Origin of the sequence: Rhodanobacter caeni (assembly GCF_039523575.1) — a bacterium.
Classification (GTDB): domain Bacteria; phylum Pseudomonadota; class Gammaproteobacteria; order Xanthomonadales; family Rhodanobacteraceae; genus Rhodanobacter; species Rhodanobacter caeni.
In genome coordinates this window covers 746098-771059 of the sequence record NZ_BAAAFO010000003.1, presented here as the reverse complement: position 1 = coordinate 771059, position 24962 = coordinate 746098, and the positions used below count along the sequence as shown (strand labels likewise).

The following is a 24962-nucleotide window of genomic DNA, read 5'->3' as shown; positions in this document are numbered from 1 at the left end:
GCTTTAAATCCGGGGTTGTGAGTAGCTCTCACAGGTCCCACGAATTCGAGGGTGCTGCGTTCGCAGGCAGTTGCGCACCGGATCGTCGGTGCGGTCGGTCCTGCGAGCTGCGCCGGAGATAACGCGATCACCGCCCCACATCCCACCCCGGCGCCGCAAACGCCTCCACCAGGAAATCCACCAGCCTTCGCGTCTTGATCGGCAGATGCTTGCGCGAGGGATACACCGCGTGGATGCCGAGGGTCAGCGTGCGCCAGGTCGGCAGCAGTTCGACCAGGTCGCCGCGGCGCAGGTCGTCGGCGACGATGAAATCCGGCTGCAGGATGATGCCCTGGTGGTCGAGTGCGGCGGCGCGGCAGGTGTCGCCGTTGTTGGCGTGGATGCGGGCGTGGATGCGCACCACGACGGGTTTGCCGTCGGCGGCGGTGAAGGTCCACTCGTCGCGGCCGGCGAAGTAGCTGTAGGAAATGGCATCGTGCCGCGCCAGCTCGGCGGGATGCGTGGGCGTGCCGTGCTGCGCCAGGTAGGCCGGTGAGGCGCAGGCCACCATGCGGGTCGTCGCCAGCTGGCGGCTGACCAGTTGCGAGTTGGCGAGGTTGGTGATGCGCACGGCGAGGTCGTAGCCCTCCTCGACCAGGTCGACCACGCGATCGCTCAATTCGATGTCCAGCGAGATTTTCGGATGCCGCTGGGCGAAGCGTCCCCACAGCGGGGCCAGGTGCAGCACGCCGAAGCTGAGCGGCGCATTGATGCGCAGCCGCCCGCTGGGTTCGCCGCTGCGCGAGCTGATTTCCGACTCCGCCTCCTCGACCGCGGCCAGCATGTCCCTGGCGCGGGCGTAGAACAGCTGGCCGTCGTCGGTCAGCGACAGCCGCCGCGTGGTCCGGTGCAGCAGGCGCGCGCCCAGGCGCTGTTCGAGCTCGCCGACGTGGCGCGACACCGCGGCCTTGGACAGGCCGATCGCCTCGGCGGCGCCGACGAAGCTGCCGGCCTCGACCACGGCCACGAAGCTGGCCATTTCCTGGAATTTGTCCACGGCGCCGTCCTTTTGTCTCGTTATGCGAAACAGTAAGTCAATCCAAGCTCGGTTTATCGGCGTTCCCTTGGCGAATAGAGTAACCCCATCAACCGATCCACCCCATCAACCAAGGAATCGTCATGAACGCTTCGCTCGCACTGTCTGGCCGCATCGGCCTGTCGTTGATCTTCATCATTTCCGGCTGGGGCAAGATCGCCGCCTACGCCGGCACCCAGCAGTACATGGAATCCGCGGGTCTGCCGGGGGCGCTGCTGCCGCTGGTGATCGCGCTGGAACTCGGCGGTGGCCTGGCCATCCTCACCGGCACCTTCACCCGCTGGATCGCGCTGGCGATGGCCGCGTTCTCGCTGGCCAGTGCCGCGGTGTTCCACGCCCACTTCGGCGATGCCGCGCAGGCGATCAACTTCTGGAAGAACGTGGCGATGGCCGGCGGCTTCCTGATGCTTGCCGCGCACGGCGCCGGCACGCTGAGCCTCGACCATCTGTGGAACAAGCGCCGCCACGCCTGAGTTCCGCCATTCCGCACCTCACGCAACGGGCGCCTCGCGCCCGTTGCCCATGGAGAAAACACCATGACCTCCGCCCCCTCGCTCTTCATCTCCCACGGTTCGCCGATGTTCGCGCTGGAGCCGGGCCTGCTGGGCCCGAACCTGCGCGCCATCGGCGCATCGTTGTCCGGCATCCATGCCGTGCTGGTGGTGTCGCCGCATTGGCAGACCCGCGGCGTGCGCGTGGGCAGCAGCGCCGCGCCGGAAACGATCCACGACTTCGGCGGCTTCCCCGCGCCGCTGTACCAGCTGCATTACCCCGCGCCCGGTGCACCGGCGCTGGCGCAGGACGCCGCGCGGCTGCTCGCCTCGGCGGGCTTCGATGTGACGCTCGACGAACGCCGCGGCCTCGACCACGGCGCCTGGGTGCCGCTGCGCTACCTGTTCCCCGATGCGGACGTGCCGGTGTTCCAGGTGTCGCTGCCGCAGCACATCGATGCGGCCGGCGCCTTGCGGCTGGGCCAGGCGCTGGCGCCGCTGCGCGAGCGCGGCGTGCTGGTGGTCGGCTCCGGCAGCCTCACCCACAACCTGTACGAATTCCGCCAGCACATCCGCGACCCGGAGTACGCGCAGCAATTCGCCGACTGGGTGCGTGACGCGGTGGCCGCGCGCGATGTCGCGGCGCTGGTCGACTACCGCCGCCGCGCGCCGCACGGCGAGCGTGCGCATCCCACCGAGGAGCACTACCTGCCGCTGCTGGTGGCTTTGGGTGCAAGCACTCCGGACGATGCCGCGCAGCGGGTCGAGGGCGGCATGACCTACGGCGTGCTGTCGATGGACTCGTTCGCGTTCGGCCTGCCGGAAACGGCATGGGAGGAGGCCGCATGAACTTGTCGCCGTTGTCGAACGACCCGGCGTTTGCGCTGGCCTTCCGCACCCTGCAGCCGGCGCCGCCACGGCCGGCGTCGCTGCTGGTGCTGCTGCACGGCGTGGGCGGCAACGAGGCCAACCTCGCGGTACTCGGCGCCGAGGTCGACAGCCGCACGCTGGTGGTGCTGCCGCGCGGCCCGATCACGCTGGGGCCGACGGCGTTCGGCTGGTTCCGCGTGACCTTCACCGAGGCCGGCCCGCAGATCGTGGCCAGCGAAGCCGATGCCAGCCGCCGCGCCCTGATCGAGTTCATCGCGCAACTGCAGCAGGCCTGTGGCATCGACGCATCGCATACCGTCATCGCCGGCTTCAGCCAGGGCGGCATCCTCAGCGCCAGCGTGGCGCTGACCGCGCCCGAGCGCGTGGCCGGGTTTGCCGTGCTGGCCGGGCGCATCCTGCCGGAGATCGAACCGCAGCTCGCTGACGCCACGCGCCTGTCCGCGCTGCGCGGCTACATCGCCCACGGCATCCACGACGACAAGCTGCCGGTGAGCTGGGCGCAGCGCAGCGACGATTGGCTGACCCGGCTGGGCGTCGCGCACCAGACGAAGCTCTACCCGACCGGCCACGAACTGGCCGCCCCGATGCGCGCGGATTTCCTGGCCTGGCTGGCGCGGGGCGAGCCGCGCGCGGGCGGGGGTTAATCCGGCGGGTTGATGCCGTCTACCGAATCAGTGCAGCGCCGCGCCGAAGCGGTTTGCCCGCGGCAGGTAATGCTGCTGCGGATCGAGCGAGACGATGACGCGGTGCGCGCGGCCGACGATCTCGTTGCGGGCAAAGAAGCCGAGGTAGCGCGAGTCCATGCTGTTGTCGCGGTCGTCGCCCAGCAGCAGGTACTGGCCGGGCGGCACCCTGGTCGGGCCGAAGTTGCTGGCCGGGCTGGGGTGGCGGTTGGACAGGCGGATCGCGTGGTGCAGCGCGCCGTGGCGTTCGGTGGCGTAATGCGCCGGATCGCGCACGTCATCGTGGATGCCCTGGTAGCCGATGGCCGTGTAGCTGGCCGCCTCGCCGTTGATGTAGAGCACGTTGGCGCGCATCGCCACCTCGTCGCCGGGCAGGCCGATCACCCGCTTCACCAGCCGCTCGCGCGCGGCCGGCGAATCCAGCACCACGATGTCGCCGCGTTGCGGATCGGCCAGGCGGTACAGCGAGATGTGGGTCAGCGGCAGGCGCACGTCATAGGCCAGCTTGTCGACCAGGATGCGGTCGCCGATGCGGATGGTCGGCTGCATCGAGCCGGTCGGCACCACGCTCCAGTCCGCCACCGCGCTGCGAAAAACCACCATGCACAGCATGAAGGCAATGAAGCCGCGGTTGCGGAGCAGGAACGTCGCGATCGTGCGCATGGCTTTCCCCTGATGCGGATGGTCGGTCAGCTGCAGACCGCGCCGTTGGGCTGAAGTTTCGGTGCCGCGGGGCCGGGCAGGCTGACCGCGCCGGGATGAAACGACCGGCGCCGGGCGCGCCGACGCATGTTGCGGTGGCATAGAATGTCCGGCCCTGCAGGAGATCGCGATTCCCCATGTGAGCAGCACGATGCATCCCTGACCCTCGATGGCATGCGCAAAGGCGTGCCGTCCGGTTTCTGGCGGCGCCCGCCGAAGCGGGCGCGTTGCATGGGAGGTTCCTGCATGTCGGATGCTCGCATTCGCGTTACCCATCTCGTTTTTTCCTGGCCCGACGGCACGCCCGTGCTGGATGGCCTTTCCTTCGTGCTGGGTCCGGTTCGCACCGGCCTGGTTGCACCCAACGGGGCGGGCAAGAGCAGCTTGCTGAAGCTGCTGGCCGGCGAGTTGTTGCCGCAGTCGGGCCAGGTGACGATCGACGGTGTCGTCGGTTACCTGCCGCAAAGCCTGCCGCTCGATGGCGAGGCCACGGTGGCCGAGGTGCTGGGCATGGCGGACAAGCTGCGCGCGCTGGACGCGATCGCCGCCGGTGAGGTCGATGCCGCGCTTTTCGATGTCGTCGATGGCGATTGGGATGTGCGCGAGCGCAGCACGGCGGCGCTGGCCCGCCTGGGCTTGAACGATGTCGCGCCGGATCGTCGACTGGCCACCTTCAGCGGCGGCGAGGCGATGATGCTGGGCCTGGTCGCGCAACTGTTGCGGCGCCCTGACGTCCTGTTGCTGGACGAACCCACCAACAACCTCGACCGGGCCGCGCGTCGGCGGCTGCATGGCGTGCTGCAGGAGTGGAAGGGCTGCCTGCTGGTGGCCAGCCACGACCGCGAACTGCTCGATCGAATGGAGCAGATCGCCGAACTGACGCCTTCCGGCTTGCGCCTGTACGGTGGTGGCTACGCGTTCTATCGCGAAACCAAGGACACCGAACGCCGTGCGGCCGAACAGCAGGCGCGCAACCTGCGCAGCGAGTTCAAGCGCGAGAGGCGCGACCTGCAGCAAGCCCGCGAACGCGCCGCACGCCGCGCCGGCAACGCCGCGCGAAACCTTGCCGACGCGGGATTGCCGCGGATCGTGGCCGGCACGCGCAAAAGCGCCGCGCAGGCCACCGCCGCGAAGGCCGACGCCACGCACGCAACGCGCGTGCGGCAGGTGCGCTCGCGCCTGCACGACGCCACCCAGGCGCTGGGCGACGAGGCCGCGCTGGATCTTTCGCTGCCGGCCACGCGCGTGCCGGCCGATCGCCTGCTGTTCTCGGCCGAAGGCTTGCGCGTGCGGCGCGGTGGTCGCGACCTGTTCGGTACGCACGGCCTGGCGCTGGCCATCCGTGGCCCGCAACGCATCGCGCTGCGCGGCGCCAACGGCGCGGGCAAAAGCACGCTGTTGCGGGTTGTCGCCGGCCAATGCACGGCTGATGGAAGCGTGCGCCGGGGTACCGGTCGCGTGGCGTATCTTTCGCAGCGGCTGGACCTGCCCGATCCCGCGTGCACGGTGGCGCAGAACCTTGCGCTTGCCGCGCCCGACATGCCGGCGCAGGAGCGCGCCAACCTGCTCGCCCGGCTGCAGTTCCCGGGTGATCGCAGGGATCTGCCCCCGCAGGCGCTGTCCGGTGGCGAGCGCCTGCGCGCGGTGCTGGCCTGCGTGCTGCATGCCACGCCGCCGCCGGTGCTTTTGTTGCTGGACGAGCCGACCAACAACCTCGACCTCAACGCGGTGGATCTGCTGGTGCAGGCCTTGCGTGCCTACCAGGGCGCGCTGGTGGTGGTCAGCCATGATCCGGCGTTCCTGGCGGAAATCCATGTGGATCGCTGGCTCGAACTGGCTGATGGCCGATTGGTGGAAGACATCGGGCCCTGATGCCGGCCGCCGTCGCCTGGTGCCTTGTCCCGCGTGCTGACGAAAGTCGTGGCATCGGGCGCCGGGGTTGGTAGTGTTCAACCTCGGCGCGGTGTGGAACGGATGGGTTGCATGCCCGGGCCGACGATGCTGTTTTCGCCAACGGGTGCCGCCGTTGCGGTACCGATCATTCAACGGGGATTCTCATGCGCCTGGTCGTTCTTCTTGCCTCTGCCTGCCTGCCGTTTCTGTCGTGGGCCGGGACGACGGACGAAACGGGCGCGGTGTCCGGCGTGGCGACGCCGACCGCCGCGGCACGGGACGTGGCGACGATCCTGCCGCAGGCGGCCATCGCGCGGCGCTACTTCGGCCATGACGCGCCCTGGTACGAACGCAACATCCCGTTCTTCGATTCTCCCGATGCGAAGACCAACCAGGTCTATTACTACCGCTGGGAGGTGTTTCGCGCGCATATCCGCGCGGTGGGTGCGCAGGGGAATGTGTTCACCGAATTCCTGCAGGACATGACGTGGGATCGCGACCCGTATTCCACGCTCAACGATTCGGCCATCTTTCCGATCTACGACGGCCGCTGGCTGCGTGACCGCAGTTATCTCGATGACTGGATCAGCTACCTGTGGACCGGTGGCGGCAACAACCGGCATTTCTCCGAATCGATCGCGGACGCGACGTATCGGCGCTACGAGGTGGACGGCGATGCGGCGTTCGCCACGCGCTTCCTGCCCTCGATGGAACAGACGTACAACCTGTGGGACGACCACTACGATTTCGACAAGCACCTGTACTGGATCGAGCCCTTGCTGGATGCCACCGAGTACTCGATCGCCTCGATCGATGCCAGCGGCGGCAAGGATGGGTTTCGGGGCGGGGACGCGTTTCGCCCGTCGATCAACAGCTACATGTTCGCCAATGCCCGCGCCATCAGCCGGCTGGCGGCGCTGGCGGGCGACGAGGCCACCGCCAGCCGCTATGCGGCCAAGGCGGCGGATTTGCGCCGCCACGTCGAGCAGGATTTGTGGAGCGCGGAGCTGGGTCACTTCATCGATCGCTACAAGGTCGACAACGCGTTCGTGCATTACTGGAACCCGGTCGGCGGCCGCGAACTGGCCGGCTATACGCCGTGGACGTTCGGCCTCGTCGACGACGTGAAATACGCCACGGCCTGGGCGCACGCGCTCAAGGCCGATCAACTGCGCGGCCCCTACGGGCTGCGCACGGCCGAGCCCAGCTACAGGCACTACATGCAGCAATACCGCTACGACGAGGCCACCGGCCTGCGCGAATGCCAGTGGAACGGACCGGTGTGGCCGTTCCAGACCACGCAGGCGCTGATCGGGCTGGCCAACCTGCTCAACAACGCCGAGCAGGCCGTGATCACCCGCTCCGATTACGCCGCGCTGCTCAAGCAGTACACCGATCTGCACTACGTCGACGGCCATCCGGATATCCAGGAGGATTACGACCCGGCCACCGGCAAGCCCATCGTCGGCCTGCCGCGCAGCCACCACTATTACCACTCCGCCTACGACGACCTGATCATCACCGGCCTGGTCGGCATTCGTCCGCGCGCGGACCACGTGCTGGAGGTCAATCCGTTGCTGCCGCGCGATGCTTCCGATCCCAACGCCATGGCCTGGTTCGCGCTGGAGAACGCGCCGTATCACGGCCATCTGGTTTCGGTGCTGTACGACCGCGATGGCAGCCACTATCACCGCGGTGCAGGACTGCAGGTGTTCATCGACGGTCGCAAGGTGGCGTCATCGCCCGTGCTGGCAAGGCTGACCGCGCCGATCGAGCAGGCGCCGTTGCCGCCGGTGACGCGTGATGTCGACCTGGCGGTGAACCTCACCGGCGACGGTTTTCCGCAGCCGTCGGCGTCGGTCAATGGTGACGACAGGAAGGCCCTGCTGCACAGCATCGACGGCCGCATGTGGTTCTTCCCCGAGATCCAGGAAGGCTGGACCACGCAGGGCGCGGCGGACAAGCCGCAGTGGTACGCGCTCGATTTCGGCACGCCGACCACGATCGCTTCGTCGCAGATCCACTTCCTCGACGACGCCACGCATTTCGCCGCGCCCGCGTCCTACGCCATCCAGTATTTCAGGGACGGCGCCTGGCACGCCGTCGGCAGCGAACCGGCCGCCAAACCGCTGGCCAATGGCGTGAATGCGCTCAGTTGGACGCCGGTGACGGCACGCCGGTTCCGCGTGCTGTTCACGCCGCCGGCTCATCCACGCGCGGTTCGGCTGCTGGAGTGGAAGCTGTACGCGAGCGCGCCCGTGCATCAACGGATCGGCCCGACGCAACGCCCGTAGCTGCGTGGCGTGGTGTGAGTTGCCGCTGCGGACACGCCATCGCCGCCTGTCCGCCCGCATTTCGCCGCTGTCTGCCCGCTGCGCCGCCGTTGGCGCTGTTGTGATCGACGCTCCGATCACGGGAGTGCCGCGACATGGGCAAATGGACACAGACCGTCACCGCCAAGGTGCTGGGCATCGGCGCGCTGGCGTTGCTGATGACGATACCGCTGCTGCAGGTGCGTGAGCTGGTAAGCGAGCGCCAGCAATTGCGCAGCGATGCGATCAGTCAGATCGCACAGGGCTGGGGCGGCAAGCAGGTCATCGGCGGGCCGGTGCTGGTGGTGCCGACGCTGCGCCAGGTGGCGGTGGAAGGACGGCTGACGCCACGCTGGCAGACCGGCAGCGAAAGCGTGCTGGCCGATACGCTGAAGCAGGACGTGGCGATGGTGGTGACCACGCGCCGCTACGGCATCTACAGCGCGCCGGTGTTCGTGGCCACGGTGACACTCGCGGCGCGATTCCGCTCGCATGACATCGTCCAGTATCGCCACGCCGGCGATGCGTCGTGGCAAGACAGCAAGGCCGAGTTGCGCTTGCCGATCGGTGACCTGCGCGGCCTGCGGGAGATTTCGGAATGGCGCGTCAACGGCCAGCCGGTGCGCTTCGAATCGTCGGCCAATCGGCTGGGGCACTGGCCGACCGTGGTGGTTCCGATCGACCTCGACACGCTGGGCGACCGGCCGATCGACGTGCAGATCGTGCTGAAACTGGCCGGCACCGAAGCGCTGCAGTTGCTGCCGCTGGCACGCCGTACCGACGTGACCATGCGTGCGCCGTGGAGCGATCCCGGCTTCATCGGTGCCGCGCTGCCGCGGGAGCACACCATCGGCGCTGACGGTTTCAGCGCGCACTGGCATCTGCTGGATCTCAACCGCAGCTACGGCCAGCATTGGAGCGACGGCGATGCCAGGATGAGCGATGCCCTGCAGGCGTCGACCTTCGGCGTGCAGCTGTACCAGCCGGTCGACGTGTACCAGCGCAACGTGCGCGCGGGGAAATACGGCCTGCTGTTCATCGCGATGACCTTCGTGGCGTTCTTCCTGTTCGAGGTGCTCAAGCGATGGCGCGTGCATCCGGTGCAATACCTGCTGGTGGGCGCGGCGCTGGCCACGTTCTACGTGGTGCTGCTGGCGCTGTCCGAGCAGATCGGTTTCGGCCCGGCCTACGCGCTGGCAGCGTCCGCCGTGGTGCTGATGGTGGGCGGCTACGCCATGGCGGTACTGCGCGCGCGGCGTGCCGGCGCGTTGCTGGGCGGCGTGCTGGGCTTGATCTACGCGATGCTGTACGGGCTGATCGCCGCCGAACAATACGCGCTGCTGATCGGTGCGCTGGTGTTGCTGGCGACGGTCGCGCTGATGATGTACCTGACCCGCCGCATCGACTGGTACGCGAGCATCCCGGCGGCGGCACCTGCCTCGGCCGACGCGCCAGCCGCTATCATGGGCGGATCATGAACCTGCTCGCGATCGAAACCGCCACCGAAGCCTGCTCCGTTGCCTTGATCCACGGCCAGGAGCTGATCGCCCGCAGCGAGATTGCGCCGCGTCGCCACACCGAGCTGGTGTTGCCGATGGCCGACGAACTGCTGGCCGAGGCGGGCATCGATCGCCATGCGCTGGATGCGATCGCCGTGGGCCGCGGCCCCGGCGCGTTCACCGGCGTGCGGCTGGGCGTATCGCTGGCGCAGGGCATGGCGCTGGGGCTGGATCTGCCCGTGATCACCATTTCCTCGCTGGCGGCGCTGGCGCTGGAGGCGCCGGACGAGGGCGCGGAGGCGGCCATCCTGGCGGTGATCGATGCACGCATGGGCGAGATCTACGCGGTTAGCTACCGGCGCGATGGCCACGGTGGCCTGATCGCGCTGGACGAGGAGCGCATCTGCACCGCCGATTCGCTGCAGTTGCCCGCGGCGTCCGCGTGGCAGGTGGTCGGCACCGGTTGGGCCAGCTACGCCACCGAACTGAGCCAGCGCCTCACCGGCACCCTGCATTCGGCCGATGGCGCCCGTTACCCGCAGGCCGCGCATGTGGCCGAACTGGCACTGGCCGATTTCAACGCCGGCCGCGCGCAGCCGCCCGAGCTGGCCTTGCCCGTCTATCTGCGCGACAAGGTGGCCTTGACGCTGGCGGAGCAGGGCAAGGCCTGATACCCAGGCAGGTCTTCGCCGGCACTCGCAGACCAGGCGATCGCCATCCCCGATCCGCGCGCCAGTGGGCGATGTCCGCTGTGCCCGCGGTTTTCCGCTATCCGGAGAAGCCCAACCACCGGATGCTTCCCATGCACGCGCTACGCCATTCTTCCCTGTGCCTTGCCTTGCTCGGGCTGGTTGCCTGCGCGCCGAAGGATGGCGGGCAGGCCGCCGCACCGCCCGCCAGCCGACCTCCCACGCCGGCAGCCGCGGTCAAGGCCGAGTTCGCCCGCCTGCAGGCACAGGGCCCGCAGGCGCTGCCGCGCCAGGCGACCCGGCTGGAATACCCGCTGACCCGCGGCCTGATGAAGGCCGGCGGGCTGGATGCGGCGCTGGGCGGCGAAGCCAGGGCCGATGCGGCCTTGCGTGCCCTGTATGCCTCGTATGAGCTCAAGTCGGCCGCGTTGGCGGCGGCCTTGCCGACCCTGTTCGACAAGCACAGCGGCGGCGGTGGTGGCTATGGCAGCGGCGGTGATGCCGGCGTGGCCGGAACCGCTGCGTCCACCGCGCTTGCCGGCATCCAGGGCGCGGCGGGCGAACAGGCCTGGGAGCGCGGGCAGGAAGAGGGCCACCGCTCGGGCAGCGACACCGTGGAGACGTCCAGCGGCACGGCCACGGTCGACTGGAACGAGAACGGCTACACCACCACCACGACGTTCGAGGGCGAACTCCCCGAAGGCCTCAAGGGCAAGGTCACCACCCGGGTCAAATCCGTGGCCTGCCCCGACGCGCAGGGCAAGGTGGAGGTCGAGTTCGAATCCCTCTCCGACCTGGGTGCCGGTAACGGCAGCGCGCAGACCAAGGTCAGCTCGAAGCTGGTCGAGCATCTGGACGACGACGCCAACCTGATCGACGACGACATGGACTCGGACGTGCACGTCGAACAGAGCACCGGCGCGGGCAGCCGCGTGGACGTGACCGATACGCTCTCCACCAGCCGCAACGAAATGGGATCGACGGTGAACGGCCGCAGCCACGGCGTCACCGACGAGGACGTGCAGCTGGCGCAGGGCCTGGCCAAGGTCGGCAGGTTCGCCGCGATGAGCGCACTGGATGCGGCCAGGAAAGCCTGGGAATCCGGCAAGTGCGTGGACCTGCAGGTGCGCAGCGACCCCACCAAGCGCAAGGGCGCGCGCCCCAACACCGCCTACACGCTGTTCGCCGAGCCGCGCGCGAAAGCCGACGGCATGCCCACCGGCGGCACGATCAAGGCCAGCCTGAACGGCGCGAACCGGCTGAACCCCACCGGCAAGGTCAGGGCGGACGCGAAGTTCGACTACGCCAACCCGGAGAAAAAGGAGCAGAGCGCCAGCATCGACTTCGAGGCGCGCAGCAGGCGCGGCGTGGGCAAGGCCACGCTGGATTTCGATACGCGCAAGTCGGGCTATCGCGTGAGCGGTGGCGGCGGTGATCCGGTCGACCAGGTGGTCTGCGCCATCGACAAGCCGTTCGTGCTCAATGGCAAATTGTTCGGCGTGGAGTTCAGCGGCGGCTTGAGCGGCAGCTACCGGTTCGTGCGCACGCCGAACATCCCCGGCCTGTCCTGGAAGGCGCACGGCAGCTACGCCATCGTGTTTCCGAACGGCGAGGACAAGCCCGGCACGATGACCACCAGCGGCGGCGGCACCACCACCGCCGGCAGCCAGTCGCGCACCACCAGCGGCGGCGAGCGGTTCACCCTGACGCCGGTCGAGGACTGCGGAGGTGCGCCGTGAGCGGCCGTGCGATCGCGGGGGTGCGCCACCCGCACGCCCTGTGCCCATGGCGCGGAGCGGCGCCCCTGGCCTGCGCGCTGGCGGTTTGCGCATTCACCAGCCCTCCGGCTCCGGCGCAGAGCCTGGGCGGCCTGTTCAAGCAGACGGTGAAGCAGGCGGCGAAACAGGCCACCGAGGAGATCGAACACCGGGCGCAGGGGCGCATCGCGGAATCGGCCAACCAGCGCGGCCGCGTCGAACGCGGGGTGGCCGGCGGGGTCGTGGCCGATGACTCGCCGGCTGCCCGCGAAACCGCCCTGGCCCGGCTGCGTTCCGCGGCGCCATGGCCGGTATGCAACGGTCCCGGCGCGATGGGCAGCGTCTACGGCAGTACCTGCAACAGCCGGGAGTTTGCGGCGCCGCCGCTGCTGGTCGCGCCCAAGCTGGCGTGGGAAACCAGGCCGGGCTGGTGGGGCGCCTGGTCGCCCTTCCTGGTCGGCAACCTGATGCTGACCGGCAGCTGCAACAACGACGACAACGCCGGCATCTCGGCGCTGGACATGCGCAGCGGCAAGACGGTGTGGCGGATCGCCAGCGTCTGTGCAACCGGCAACCGGCGCGGCACCACCGGCAACGTCGGCTTTTTCGAGTTGCCGAGCGGCCAGGTGCTGCTGGTCTATCCCAGGAGCGATGGCGGTCCGGCGGACTACTACGTCCTCGACGTCAAGGCAGGACGCATCGCCGGATCGCTCAAGCCCGCGGCCAACGTCGCCCTGCGCGGACTCGGCGGCAGCTTCACCGGCGTCAACCAGTCGAAGCAGGACGGCGTGAGCAACCTGGTCGGCTTCAGCCCGACGCTGGACCGGGTGCTGTGGCGCAACCGCGGCTTCCGCCTGGCCATGGCCGAGGACGACCGGCACTACAAGCCGACCTTCAGCCCGTCCGCGCTGGTGGACGGCATCCTGCTGCTGTCGGCGCGCAGCCTGGACCAGGCCGAACCGCCGACGCGGCAACTGCATGCCATCGACCTGCGTAGCGGGCAAACGCTGTGGCGGCATGACCGCCAACCGGTGGCCGAGCGCGGCGGCGGCGGCGAGGGCTGGCGCTCCGACGATGGCACGCCGATGGTGGCCGGCGGCAAGGCGATCATCCGCGTGCAGGGCCTGCTCGGCGCCGCGGCCAACGGCACGGCGTCGGACGGCGACGCCCTGCGCGCGCTGGACCCGCGCACCGGGGCGGAGGCGTGGACCACCCGTCCGGTCGCGGGCATCGCCATCGACAACCGCGTGGCGGTTGCCGGCATGCTCGTGGCCGAAGTGCGCCGTGACGGCACGCATGAACTGTGGGGGTATCACCTTGCCGACGGCACGCTGGCGTGGCGCCGCCCGGTGTCGGCGCAGGCGCGGCTGCTGGCCTCCGCCGGCGGCGTGTTCTACGTGTCCGAACGCGTGCCCGCCGCCAGTGGCAGCGGCCAGGACTATCGCCTGCAGGGGCTCGATGGCGAATCCGGCACCTTGCTGTGGACCACCACGGTGCCCGGACACAACCTGGATCTCGACGGCGGCTGGGGCATCGAGCCCGATCCCCGCCGGCGCGGCTCGCAGGGCCCGGCCTGGCGCATCGGCAGCGACGGCGCGATCTACGGCGTGACCCTGACCGGCGCCTTCAAGCTGCAATGACCCGGCGCCCGCACGCCCCTTCCGCCACCGCTGTTCCCACCGCCGCCGCGGACAAGCCGCTCGCCGCGAATACGCACGCGCCAACGGGGACCGCGCAGCGGCGGCGGACTACCTGCCTGCCGGCGGCACCGGCTTGCGCGCCGGCCGCTGCGCCAAGGCATCGAGCTTCTGCTCGATACGCTCCCGTTCGGCCCTGGCGCCAGCGTCAGGGGCGGCGTCAAGCAGGTTCACCGCGCGCTGGTAGGCCGCGCTCGCCTGGTCCAGGTTGCCCGCTTTGGCATGGGCAATCGCGACGCTTCCCCAGTTTCTCGCCAGGTCGATGGCGCCTGCGCCCGCGTCCGCCAGCAGCGAGATGGCGTGCTGCCACGCGGCGATCGCCTCGTCGTGCCGGCCCAGTTTTTCGAGCACGCGGGCCAGCGAGTTGTACAGCGTCCCGAGCCGGTAGCCTTTGCTGATGCTTGCCTCCTGCACCGCGATGGCGTCACGGATCGGACGCTCCGCCTTCTGCGCATCGCCGCCCTCGAAATAGGCATCGCCCTGGGCCCGGAACAGGTTGACCCACAGCGGCGAGTGCCTGGGCACCGCGTGTGCCGCCGCGAAACGCAGGCCGTCCTCCGCCACCTGCCGGGCCTGGCCGGGCTGTCCGGAATCGAGCAGCACGTAGGCCAGCATCTGGCTCGAATTGATGACCACGTCTACCGGCGGCTGGCGCATGGTTCCAGCCAGCGCCAATCCTTCCCGGTAGGTTTGCGCCGCCTTCGCGTAATCGCCCAGCTTGTACTGGGCATACCCCAGCGCGTCGAGCGACAGCACCCGCAGGCCCGTGTCATCGGGAGCGAAGTGCTGGCGCAGGTCGGCGGCCCGCTGTTCCGTGGCCATGCTCTGCGCGTACAGGTCGAGGCTGCCGAGCGCGCCGGAGTAGTAATCGAGGTCGACCGCGAAGGCCAGCGCCTCGCCGCGTTCGACCGGCTCGACGTTGCTGATGCCCTGCTCGAACAGCTTCGCCGCGATCCGGGGCTCTCCCAGCGAGTAGTACAGCTGGCCCAGCATCCGCTGCACCGGCTGCTTCACCCGCGCATCCACCTGGGTGTTTTCATCCAGCTTCGCGCGCGCCGTATCCAGCAGCTGGCGTACGCTGACCTCGGTGGAAAGCGCGTTCTCGGGTGCGGCGGCGTTCAAGGTGTCGGTGAGGAACTGCATCGCGGCGCGGGCGTTGGCGCTTTGCCGCTCGGCTTCGCCGCGCCGCTGCTCGGCCATGCGCGCCTGCGCGCGGGCTTCGCCGGCCTGCCACAGCGCCACGCCGGTGCCAGCGAGCAGGGCCACCACGACCGCGGCGGTGGCGGCGGCCAGCACGCGGTTGCGGCGCAGCCACAGCCGCGTGCGCTGCATCCGCGACAGCGGCACGGCGGCGATCGGGCGGTTGTCCAGCCACGCGCGCAGGTCGCTCGCCAGCGCGTCGGCGGAGGCATAACGCTGCTCGGGGTCGCGGCGCAGGCAGGCCTGCACGATGTCGGCCAGGCTGCCGCGCAGGGCGCGCGACAGCGACGCTGGGCTCATGCCGCCACGCCGTGCCGCCTGCTCCGCCGATGCCTGCGCGGCGGCGCGGGTGAGCGGCTCGGGTTCGCGCTCGAGCTGCTGCAGCTGGCTGGCCAGCGGGGTGTCGCGGGTCAGCCCGAACGGGTGCGCGCCTGACAGCAGCCGGTGCAGGATCACGCCCAGCTGCCAGAGGTCGGTGGCGGTGGTGATGGGCGCGTCGTGCAGTTGCTCGGGGCTGGCGTATTCGAAGGTCAGCGCGCGGTCGAGGGTGGCGGTGGCGCCGCTGTCCTGCAGCTGCTTGGCGATGCCGAAGTCGAGCAGTTTCACCCGGCCGTCGGCGTCCACCAGCAGGTTGGACGGCTTGAGATCACGGTGCACCACCAGGTTGCGATGCGCGTAGCGCACCGCGTCCAGCACCTGCAGGAACAGCACGATGCGCTCGCGCAGGCCGAGCCGGCGGGCGTCGCACCAGCGGTCGATGGGCTCGCCCTCGATCCGCTCCATCACGAAATACGGCTCGCCTCCGGCGCTGAAGCCGCCGTCGAGCAGGGTGGCGATGTTGGGATGCTGCAGGCCGGCCAGGATCTGCCGCTCGCGCAGGAAGCGTTCGTGCGCGGCCGGCGTGTCCGCGCTGGCGCGGATCAGCTTGAGCGCGGCGCGCTGCGCGTAGGCGCCGTCGCTGCGTTCGACCGCGTGGACCGCGCCCATGCCGCCATGGCCGATGATGCCGACGATCTGCCACGCGCCGATGCTGCGGCCGATCTGGCGCTCGCCTTCCGTGGCGTCCGTCGCCATCGCCTCGCTCCAGCGCGGCGCATTGCCGAACGGGTCCGTTGCTTCGGCGTCCGCGGCAAGCAGGGCGCGCACCTGCGCCAGCAGCGCGGCGTCGCCTTCGCACAGTGCCGCCAGGCGCCGCTCGCGCGCCTCGCCGTCGAGGTCGGCGACGGCGTCGAAGATCGCCAGCGCACGCTGCCCGCGCACGGTGTCGTTCATGCGCCCATTTCCGCCAGCAGGAAGGCGCGCGCCTTGCGCCAGTCGCGGCGCACCGTGCGGTCGGTGATGCCGAGCATCGCCGCGATCTCGGTTTCCTCGTAGCCGCCGAAATAGCGCAGCTCCACGATTTGCGCGACGCGCGCGTCGAGCTTGTGCAATGCCGTCAGCAGTTCGTCCAGCGCCAGCACCTCGATCGCCGCGGCATCGCCGCTGCCGAGCGAGGCGGTCAGGGTCAGCGCGGCCTGTCCGCCGCCGCGCTTGTCGGCCTTGCGCGCGCGCGCATCGTCCACCAGCACCTGCCGCATCGCGCGTGCCGACAGCGCCAGCAGGTGGTTGCGGTCGACCGCCGCCAGCCGCGCGCCACCGGCCAGCTTGAGATAGGCCTCGTGCACCAGCGCTGTGGTCTGGAAGTCGTCGCGCATGCGCCGGCGTTGCAGCCGCGCGGCGCGCTTGAGCTCCTCGTACACGGCGCAGTAGGCGGCATCCAGCGCCGCCGCGTCGCCCGCGCGGGCACGGTTGAGCCATGCAGTGACCTCGGTGCCTGCGCTCGTTTCCATGGCCTGTCCCCGCCCGTGTCCGGTTTTGCGGCGGAGTTTCGCATACCTCCACCACGCCGGCAGAACCGCCGGTGACATCCAAGGGGAGCACCATGAACGCCAGTCTTCACCGCCGGCACCTGCCGGCCTTGTCCATCCTCGGCCTCGCCCTGCTCGGGGTCCTGTCGATGCCGGCACATGCCGCCGATCCCGCGTGCCAGGACAGCAGCGGCAGCCCGATCGGTGGCTCCACCGATGCCGGCAACGAGAACGGACAGGACAACGCCACCTGTACCGATATGGCCAGCGCCTATGGCGAACTCAACAACGCCAGCGCGCCCTACAGCAGCGCTTTCGGATTCTTCAACACCGCCACGGGCACCCAGAGCAGCGCCTTTGGCCAGGTCAACCTTGCCAGCGGCTATGCCAGCAGCGCCTTCGGCTTCAACGGAGCCGCCTACGGTGCCGGCAGCGTGGTGCTCTCGGGTTGGTGGGACCGCAACGGAAACGGCGGCATTGACGGTGGCGCGGGCGAGACCAGTTTCGCGGGCGCAGCCAGCAGCGTGTCGGTGGGCGCCGGGACGTCGGCCATCGACAACTCCAGCGTGGCCATGGGCGTCGGCAGCGTCGCCGGCACCAACGACGGCAATTTCGTCAGTGGCCGCAACAGCGTCGCCATCGGCAGCTGGACCGACCTCAACGGCAACGGCGTGCTGGATGCCGGCGAACGCACCACCACTGCCACCGGCACCATGAGTGCGGCCGTTGGCGTGGGCAGCCAGGCCAGCGGCGACAACAGCGCGGCCTTCGGCACGAATGCGCTGGCCGGCGGAGAGGAGGGCGCGGCGTTTGGCGTCGGCGTGGAGGCGCAGGCGGCCTTCAGCGTCGCAGTCGGCCGGGGCAATCTCGCCTCCGGCGAATTCAGTTCGGCGGTCGGCAATGGCAATACCGCATCGGCAGTCAATGCCAACGCCGCGGGCGTGGCCAATGGCGCGCTGGGCGACTGGAGCAGCGCCATCGGCATCTGGAACGTCGCGTCATCGACCAACAGCAGCGCGATCGGCCTGGCCGGCCTGGCGCTCGGCGAGGGCAGCCTGGCCCTGTCGAGCTGGGACGACCTCAACGGAGACGGCGGCCTGAACTACAACGTCGGGCCCGACGGGCTGGATACCAGTTGCGACGCGTCGCTGGGGCAATGCTCCGGAAGCACGGAAACCGCACGTGCGCTGGGTCGGTTCTCGGTGGCGATCGGCGGCGCGGTGCTGGCGCAGGGCGACCAGAGCATTGCCATCGGACTAGAGAACCATGCCGCCGGCTTCCAGAGCAGCGCCGTCGGCTTCGGCAACACCGCGGCCGGCAGCGGTAACGTCGCCTTCGGCTTTTACAACACCACCACGGGCGAAGATGCAGAGGCGTTCGGTAAGGGCAACACCGTGCAAGGCACCGGCAACAGCGCCTTCGGCATCGCCAACACCGTCACCAGCCTCAACCTGGGAAGCGCCTTTGGCTACGGCAACGCGGTCAGCGGCGACCGGGCGGGTGCTCTCGGCCTGGACAACACCGCCAGCGGCGACTACAGCATGGCCATCGGCTACCAGAGCCAGGCCCTGAACACCGGCAGCACCGCGATCGGCTACCAGGCGATGGCCGACCGCGACTACGCGGTGTCGGTGGGCAGCAGCGGTGGCGAACACCAGATCATCCACGTCGCCGCGGGCACCCAGGCGACGGATGCGGTGAACGTGGGCCAGTTGAACGCGACCATTGCCACGGCCGGTGGCTTCGCGGATTTCTCCGGCATGATGACCGCCTTCGGCGGCGGCGCGGCGTGGGCCGGCGGTACGTTCGTCGCGCCGACCTTCACCATCCAGGGCAGCGACTTCCATGACGTGGCCTCCGCGTTCGCGGCGGTGGACTCGCGCTTCACCCTGCTCGCCGGCAGCTCCGGCACGCCTGGCCCTGCCGGCCCGCCGGGCTCCTCGGCGATGGACACCGCCTACGTGGACGCGGGCGATGCGACGAGCCTGGCCTCGGCCAATGCGCATGCCGATGCCGGCGACGCCGCCACCCTGACCGCATCGCAGGCGTACACCGATACCAAGGCCAGCACGACACTGGCGTCCGCCAACGGCTATACCGACCGCAAGCTCGCGTCGTGGAGCGATACCTTCCACCAGTTCCAGCAGCAAACGGACCGCCGTTTCATCCAGACCGACCGCCGCATCGACCGGGTCGGCGCGATGGGCAGCGCCATGACGCAGATGGCCGTCAACGCAGCGATCGGCGCCAGTGCGCGCGGGCGCATCGCGGTAGGCATCGGCACGCAGGGGGGCCAGGGCGCGATGTCGATCGGCTACGGCAAGCGCATCGGCGACAGCGGCTCCTTCAGCGTGGGCGCGGCATTCGGCGGTGGCGAGTCCTCGGCAGGCGCGGGCTTCGGCTTCGACCTGTAATCCACCCGACCAGGCGTGGCGCAGCTCGACGCGCCACGCCCTACCCGTGGCGTACGCCATGCGCGTTTGTCCATACCGTTGAATTCGCGCTCATCGCCGGTCCCGAACGCGCGATGCGGCGGCAAACACCGCGCAACAAGCGCATGCGACCCAGCGAAGGCGCGGAATCAAAGCTGCCCGATGACCCACTGCATGAGCAGGCTGGCCGAGGCCACCGCGATCCACACGCCCAGGCCCAGCAGGATCGGGCGCGGGCCGCTGGCGATCATCCTGCGCAGGTTCGCCGACAGGCCGATGGCGGCCAGCGCCACCACGATCAGGAATTCCGCGGCCATGTGCAGGTCGGGCTGGATCAGGGTGGGAATCAGCCCGGCCGTGCGCACCGCCGACGCCAGCAGGAACCCCAGGATGAACCAGGGAAAGATGCGCCGCAGGCTGAACTGGCGGGTCGACCCGTCGAGCTGTCGCTGTCGCCGCGCACGAATGGCCGCCACCAGCGCCAGCACCAGGCACACCGGGATGATCAGTGTGGCGCGGGTCAGCTTCACGATGGTGGCGTAGTCGCCTGCGGCCTTGCTGAAACTGTAGCCGGCGGCCACCACCGACGAGGTGTCGTTGATCGCGGTGCCGGCCCACAACCCGAAACCGGGATCGCTCATGTGCAGCAGGTGGCCAAGCAGCGGAAACAGCAGCACCGCCACGATGTTGAACAGGAAAATGGTGGTGATCGCGTAGGCCGTGTCATGCTCGTCCGGCTGGATGATCGGCGTCACCGCGGCGATCGCCGAGGCGCCGCAGATGGCCGTGCCCACGCCGACCAGGATCTTCAGTTTGTCGTGTACGCCGAGCCAGCGACCCAGCGTCCACGCGCTGAAAAATGCGACGCTCAGCGTGACCACGGTGACCGAGAGCGAACGCAGGCCGGTCGCCACCACCTGATCGAGACTCAGGCCGAAGCCGAGCAGGATGACCGACGCCTGCAGCACGGTGGTGCTGGCAAACGCGATGCCCGGTGCAAACCGCGCGCCGGGCGCCAACACGCTGCGCAGCAGCAAGCCCAGCACCATGCCGAACACCGGCCCGCCGATCAGCGGCAGCCAGCGGCCCAGCAGCAGGGCGGCCATGGCGAGCACCGCCGCCAGCGCCAGGCCGGGCAGGACGGTACGTGGATGGGTGGGCGAAACAACGGCGGCGTGCATGGGGACTCCGTGGGGACGCGCCCATTGTGGTTGCCGTCGGCGATCAGAAAAATTTGGAATATTTGATATGCCGTATAAGATCGACTGATGATCAACATCAGCCCGCGGCAACTCGAGGTCTTCGTGCAGGTGGCCTTGCATGGCAGCGTGCGCATCGCCGCCGAACGCCTGCACCTCACCCAGCCGGCCGCCAGCATGGCGCTGGCCGAAATGGAGCGGCAGCTCGGCTCGCCCGTGTTCGCCCGCGAGCGCGGCCGCCTGCGCCTCAATGCCCGCGGCCGCGAATTGCTGCCGCTGGCGCAGGAACTGCTGGAGCGCCACGCCGAGTTCGCGCGTCGCGGCGGCGAGGGCGTGGAGCTGGGCGGCGAGTTGCGCATCGGCGCCAGCAACAGCGTGGGCAATTACCGGGTGGGCGAGCTGCTCGGCGATTTCGTGCGGGCGCATCCGCAGGTGGCCGTGCGCCTGCGCGTGGGCAACACCGCCACGATCGCCGCCGGCGTGATCGACCACAGCCTGGACGTGGGCTGCGTCGAGGGGCCGGTGACGCATCCGGCGCTGGAGATTCGCCCCTGGCGCGATGACCGCCTGGTGGTGTGCGCGTCGCCGGACCATCCACTGGCGCGCAAACGCGGGTTGAAACCCGCCGATTTCGTGGGCGCCCGCTGGGTGCTGCGTGAGCCCGGCTCGGCCACACGCGCCACCAGCGAGCGCGTGCTGTCGCAATTGCCGCCCGGTGAAACCGTGCTGGAGCTGGACCAGATCGAGGCGATCAAGCAGGCCGTGGCGGCCGGATTGGGCATTGCCTGCCTGCCCGAGGTGGCGCTGACCGATGCATTGGCCACCGGCCGGCTGAAGGCGCTGAAAACGCCGTTCCTCGACCTGCGCCGCAAGCTGTCGTTGTTGTTGCACAAGGAGAAATACCGCGGCGCCCTGCTGGATGCGTTTCTCCGCGACGCCGGCACTCACCGCTGAAAACGTCCCATTCTTTTTGTAGGAGCGACTTCAGTCGCGATGCTCTCGCTTCGGGCGCGGGGAAAAGCGTCGCGACTGAAGTCGCTCCTACAGATATCAGGCGGCGGCGTCGCTGATCTCGGCCAGCAGGGCGGCGACCTGCTCGTGCGTGTGGGCGCGCAGCAGGCGCGGCGCGTGATGGCGCAGGGCGCCGCGATCGAGCGTGGCCAGGCGGTCGCGCACCAGCAGGATCTGGCCCGGATGCATGCTGAATTCGCACAGCCCCAGCGCCAGCAGCAGCGCGGTGAAGTTCACGTCGCCGCCGATCTCGCCGCACAGGCTCACCGGTTTGCCGGCGCGCCGCCCGGCGCTGATGACGTGGGACAGCAGGCGCAGCAGCGCCGGCTGCAGCGGGCTGTAGATGTTGTCCAGCGCGTCGTTGCCGCGATCGGCGGCCAGCACGTACTGCGCCAGGTCGTTGGTGCCGATGGCGAGGAAATCGGCGTGTTCGATCAGCGCGCGCACGTTGATTGCCGCGGCCGGCACTTCGATCATCGCGCCCAGCGGCAGTTTCTCGGGCAGGTCGATGTTCTCGCGCTTCAGCTCCTGTCGCGCCAGCTTGAACAGCGTGCGCACCGCGATGAGTTCGTCCGGCTGGGTCACCATCGGCACCAGCACGCGCACGGGGCCGTAGCAGGCCGCCCGCAGGATGGCGCGGATCTGGGTGGAGAACACCGCCGGGTAGCGCAACGACAGGCGCACGCCGCGCACGCCCAGCGCGGGGTTTTCCTCGCCCTGCATCACCAGCCCGGCCGCGTCGGCCTTGTCGGCGCCCAGGTCGAGCGTGCGGATGGTGACGGGCAGGCCGCCCATGCCCAGCACCAGGTCGCGATAGGCGATGAACTGCTCGTCCTCGGAGGGCAGGTCCTTGTGCCGCAGGAACAGGAATTCGGTGCGGTAAAGCCCCACGCCATCGGCGCCGCGGGTGCGCGCCAGCGCCACGTCGGCGGGGCTTTCGGCGTTGGCCAGCAGGCGGATGTCCAGGCCGTCACGGGTGCGCGTGGGCGCGTTCGCCAGCAGGGCCAGGCGGCGGCCCTCGATCACCGCCTCGCGTTGCCAGGCGCGATAGCGGACCAGATCCTGCGCGGTGGGATGTACCACCGCCTCGCCGCGCTCGGCATCCAGCAGCAGCAGGTCGTCGTCGTGGATGTGCGACAGCGCATCGCGCGTGCCCACCAGCATCGGCAAGCCCAGACTGCGCGCCAGGATCGCGCTGTGCGAATACGCGCTGCCGGAGCTGGCGACCACGCCGAGCAGGCCGTTGCCGGCCAGCTGCGCCATGTCCGCCGGCGCGATGGAGTCGGCGACGAGGATCTCGCCCACGCGCGCGGCCAGCTTGCGCTCCTCCGGGCTGGTCTGGCGCTGCAGCGCGGCGATCACCCGGTTGATGACCTGCTCGACGTCTTCCTTGCGGCTGCGCAGGTAGGGGTCGTCCATCGCCTCGAACATCGCCGACAGCTTCTCGCGCTGCTTTTTCAGCGCGGCGCCGGGGCGGTAGTGGCCCACGCGCACCAGGTCGTCCAGCCCGCGCAGCAACTCCGCGTCATCCAGCAGCAGGCTGTGTGCGTCGATGAATTCGTTGACCTCCCGCGCCAGCGTGCCCTGCAGCTTGCCGCGAAGCTCGCGCAATTCCTGCCGCGCCATGTCCAGCGCGCGATGCAGGTTCGACAGCTCGCCCTCGATCTCGTCCTCGGCCAGCGGCCGGTTGTCGACGGCATAGCGGCTGGGCTGGACCAGCCGCGCCCGGCCCAGCGCCATGCCGCGCGCCGCGATCGTGCCGGGCAGGAGGTGTCTCAACGTTGGCTCCTGGTGGGGTGGGAAACGGGGAATGGGGAACGGGGAACATGCGGGGCCGCGGCGGCGCACCGCCGCCGTATCAGTCGCACCGCGCCTCGGCAACTTGCCGCGGCGGATGCGTTCCCCGTTCCCCGTTCCCCGTTCCCCGCCTTCATCCTCATGCCCCCTCGTCGAACTTGCGCTCGAACAACTCGACCACGGCCGCCAGCGCCAGTTCCTCGTCCGGGCCGTCGGCGCGGATGGTCAGCGGCGTGCCCATGCCGGCGGCCAGCATCATCACGCCCATGATGCTCTGGGCGTTGACCTCGCGGCCGCGGTTGACCAGCCATACGGTGGCCTTGAAGCCCTGCACCAGCTGTACCAGCTTGGCCGAGGCGCGGGCGTGCAGGCCCAGGCGGTTCGACACCACGATGTCCTGCTCAAGCATAAATGGCGCTACGCATGATCGATGAAAATTCCTCCGCGGCCGCCGCTGGCCGCGATCTCGGCCAGTTCGTCCAGCGATTTGTCCGCATAGTTGAGTACGCGCAGCAGCATCGGCAGGTTGAGGCCCGATACGCAGCGAAGGTGGACACCCAGCGCGCCCAGCGACAAGCCGATGTTGCACGGCGTGGCGCCGTAGAGGTCGGCCAGCACCAGCACGCCGTCGCCCTGGTCCAGCTCGCGGGCGTGGCGCGCGGTAAGCGTGCGCATCACGTCCGGGTCGGCCTGCGGCGGTACTTCCACCGCCAGCACCTGCAGCGGCAACTTCGGCATGACGTGGTGCGCGGCGGAGATCAGCGCATGGCCGACCGCCTCATGGGTCATCAACAGCACGCCGACGCTCATGGCGGGCTCCCCGCGAACGCGGCGCGGCCCAGGCAGGCGGGGGCAAAGAGGCGTTGCCGTGGCATCGGCGTCAATCCAGCTCGCGGTGGAAGGTGAGCACGCCTTCGCGCCGGTGACGGTAATGCGCGGCGAGTTTTTCCACCAGGTAGACCGAGCGGTGGCGCCCCCCGGTGCAGCCGATGGAGATGGTGACGTAGCTGCGATCGTCCTGCTCGAAGCGCGGCAGCCACGCATCCAGCCAGCGCGCGGTGTCGGTGAAGTATTCGCCCACCAGAGCCTCCGCCTCGAGAAACTCGCGCACCGGCGCATCCTTGCCCGACAGCGGCCGCAACTGGGGTTGCCAGTGCGGGTTGGGCAGGCAGCGCGCATCGAACACGAAATCGGAATCCAGCGGCAGCCCGCGCTTGAACGCGAACGACTGGAACATCAAGGTGAGCCCCTCGGTGGCCTGCGCATACCCGGTGGCGACCAGGCGCCGCAGCTGGTGCACGTTCAGTTCGCTGGAGTCGATCACCTTCTCGGCAATCGCCATCAGCGGGCGCAGCAGGCGGCGCTCCTCGGTGATCGCGTCGCCCAGCGAGCGCCGCCGCGAGGCCAGCGGGTGGCGCCGGCGGGTTTCCGAATAGCGCTTGATCAGCACATCGTCGCGGCAGTCGATGAAGATCAGGTGCACCTGCACGCCCGCGCCGGCCAGCTCCGACAGCACGTTCGGCATCTGCGCGAAATCGACCCCCCGGTTGCGCACGTCCACACCCACCGCGATGCGGCGATGGTTGCCGCCCTTGCCCTGGATCACCGCGTTCACCAGCGGCGCCACCAGCGCGGTGGGCAGGTTGTCGACGCAGTAGAAATCCAGATCCTCCAGTGCGCGCAACGCCACCGTCTTGCCGCCGCCGGAAACGCCGGTGAGCACGATCAGGTGGATCTCGTGCGGGTCCACGAGGGGATTGAGCAGGGGAGTGTTTTCGTCGTTCACG

General features: G+C 69.5%; 20 protein-coding genes. 11 read left to right on the top strand and 9 right to left on the bottom strand.

Annotation, left to right across the window (positions count from 1 at the left end):
- Positions 1–127 precede the first annotated feature (127 nt).
- Positions 128–1036, bottom strand: a complete 909-nt coding sequence (locus ABD017_RS12150; RefSeq protein ID WP_343883010.1) for a LysR family transcriptional regulator — start codon at positions 1034–1036, stop codon at positions 128–130.
- A gap of 122 nt (positions 1037–1158) precedes the next feature.
- Here ABD017_RS12150 and ABD017_RS12145 point away from each other — a divergent pair, with 122 nt between their 5' ends.
- The 3 genes from ABD017_RS12145 to ABD017_RS12135 all read left to right on the top strand — a co-directional run bounded on the left by ABD017_RS12145 (position 1159) and on the right by ABD017_RS12135 (position 3101).
- Positions 1159–1548, top strand: a complete 390-nt coding sequence (locus tag ABD017_RS12145) for a DoxX family protein (protein WP_343883009.1) — start codon at positions 1159–1161, stop codon at positions 1546–1548.
- Between the two features lie 63 nt (positions 1549–1611).
- A complete protein-coding gene (locus tag ABD017_RS12140) occupies positions 1612–2415 on the top strand; it encodes a dioxygenase family protein (RefSeq protein WP_343883008.1) in 804 nt (267 codons plus the stop codon).
- Positions 2412–3101, top strand: a complete 690-nt coding sequence (locus ABD017_RS12135) for an alpha/beta hydrolase (protein ID WP_343883007.1) — start codon at positions 2412–2414, stop codon at positions 3099–3101. The genes ABD017_RS12140 and ABD017_RS12135 overlap by 4 nt, the downstream gene beginning before the upstream one ends.
- A gap of 27 nt (positions 3102–3128) precedes the next feature.
- Here ABD017_RS12135 and lepB read toward each other — a convergent pair whose 3' ends face one another.
- Entirely contained in the window at positions 3129–3803 is a 675-nt protein-coding gene (lepB, locus tag ABD017_RS12130) for a signal peptidase I (RefSeq protein ID WP_343883006.1), read from the bottom strand.
- A gap of 285 nt (positions 3804–4088) precedes the next feature.
- Here lepB and ABD017_RS12125 point away from each other — a divergent pair, with 285 nt between their 5' ends.
- From ABD017_RS12125 to ABD017_RS12100, 6 genes are all read left to right on the top strand, one after another.
- Positions 4089–5714: an ABC-F family ATP-binding cassette domain-containing protein gene (locus ABD017_RS12125; protein ID WP_343883005.1), complete on the top strand. Its 1626-nt coding sequence runs from the start codon at positions 4089–4091 to the stop codon at positions 5712–5714.
- A 185-nt stretch (positions 5715–5899) separates the two neighbouring features.
- Complete coding sequence (locus ABD017_RS12120; RefSeq protein ID WP_343883004.1) at positions 5900–8029, top strand: MGH1-like glycoside hydrolase domain-containing protein; 2130 nt, start codon at positions 5900–5902, stop codon at positions 8027–8029.
- A gap of 134 nt (positions 8030–8163) precedes the next feature.
- A complete protein-coding gene (creD, locus tag ABD017_RS12115) occupies positions 8164–9525 on the top strand; it encodes a cell envelope integrity protein CreD (protein WP_343883003.1) in 1362 nt (453 codons plus the stop codon).
- Positions 9522–10217: a tRNA (adenosine(37)-N6)-threonylcarbamoyltransferase complex dimerization subunit type 1 TsaB gene (tsaB, locus tag ABD017_RS12110; protein WP_343883002.1), complete on the top strand. Its 696-nt coding sequence runs from the start codon at positions 9522–9524 to the stop codon at positions 10215–10217. Before creD ends, tsaB begins: the two co-directional genes overlap by 4 nt.
- Positions 10218–10348: 131 nt before the next feature.
- A complete protein-coding gene (locus ABD017_RS12105; protein WP_343883001.1) occupies positions 10349–11974 on the top strand; it encodes a hypothetical protein in 1626 nt (541 codons plus the stop codon).
- Positions 11971–13632, top strand: a complete 1662-nt coding sequence (locus ABD017_RS12100) for an outer membrane protein assembly factor BamB family protein (protein ID WP_343883000.1) — start codon at positions 11971–11973, stop codon at positions 13630–13632. Before ABD017_RS12105 ends, ABD017_RS12100 begins: the two co-directional genes overlap by 4 nt.
- 108 nt (positions 13633–13740) lie before the next feature.
- Here ABD017_RS12100 and ABD017_RS12095 read toward each other — a convergent pair whose 3' ends face one another.
- The gene (locus ABD017_RS12095; protein WP_343882999.1) at positions 13741–16161 is read right to left on the bottom strand and encodes a protein kinase domain-containing protein; all 2421 of its coding nucleotides are present in this window, start codon (positions 16159–16161) and stop codon (positions 13741–13743) included.
- Positions 16158–16718, bottom strand: coding sequence for an ECF-type sigma factor (locus ABD017_RS12090; RefSeq protein ID WP_343882998.1), 561 nt, complete (start codon positions 16716–16718; stop codon positions 16158–16160). The genes ABD017_RS12095 and ABD017_RS12090 overlap by 4 nt, the downstream gene beginning before the upstream one ends.
- A gap of 92 nt (positions 16719–16810) precedes the next feature.
- On the opposite strand from ABD017_RS12090, the gene ABD017_RS12085 reads away from it, so the two are divergent.
- Positions 16811–19150 carry a hypothetical protein gene (locus ABD017_RS12085; RefSeq protein ID WP_343882997.1) on the top strand — a complete coding sequence of 780 codons (2340 nt, stop codon included), beginning with the start codon at positions 16811–16813 and terminating at the stop codon, positions 19148–19150.
- 167 nt (positions 19151–19317) lie between these two features.
- On the opposite strand, the gene ABD017_RS12080 is transcribed toward ABD017_RS12085, so the two are convergent.
- Positions 19318–20349 (bottom strand): YeiH family protein, encoded by a 1032-nt coding sequence (locus tag ABD017_RS12080; RefSeq protein ID WP_343882996.1) that lies wholly within the window; start codon positions 20347–20349, stop codon positions 19318–19320.
- Positions 20350–20436: 87 nt separating this feature from the next.
- Here ABD017_RS12080 and ABD017_RS12075 point away from each other — a divergent pair, with 87 nt between their 5' ends.
- Positions 20437–21321 (top strand): LysR family transcriptional regulator, encoded by an 885-nt coding sequence (locus tag ABD017_RS12075; protein ID WP_343882995.1) that lies wholly within the window; start codon positions 20437–20439, stop codon positions 21319–21321.
- 96 nt (positions 21322–21417) lie between these two features.
- Here the strand turns inward: ABD017_RS12075 and ptsP are convergent, their stop codons facing one another.
- The 4 genes from ptsP to rapZ form a co-directional block, all read right to left on the bottom strand.
- Positions 21418–23157: a phosphoenolpyruvate--protein phosphotransferase gene (ptsP, locus tag ABD017_RS12070; protein WP_343882994.1), complete on the bottom strand. Its 1740-nt coding sequence runs from the start codon at positions 23155–23157 to the stop codon at positions 21418–21420.
- A 157-nt stretch (positions 23158–23314) separates the two neighbouring features.
- Positions 23315–23584: an HPr family phosphocarrier protein gene (locus tag ABD017_RS12065; RefSeq protein WP_343882993.1), complete on the bottom strand. Its 270-nt coding sequence runs from the start codon at positions 23582–23584 to the stop codon at positions 23315–23317.
- Between the two features lie 8 nt (positions 23585–23592).
- Positions 23593–23985 (bottom strand): PTS sugar transporter subunit IIA, encoded by a 393-nt coding sequence (locus ABD017_RS12060; protein ID WP_343882992.1) that lies wholly within the window; start codon positions 23983–23985, stop codon positions 23593–23595.
- A gap of 70 nt (positions 23986–24055) precedes the next feature.
- Entirely contained in the window at positions 24056–24961 is a 906-nt protein-coding gene (gene rapZ / locus ABD017_RS12055; RefSeq protein WP_343882991.1) for an RNase adapter RapZ, read from the bottom strand.
- Position 24962: the final 1 nt, after the last annotated feature.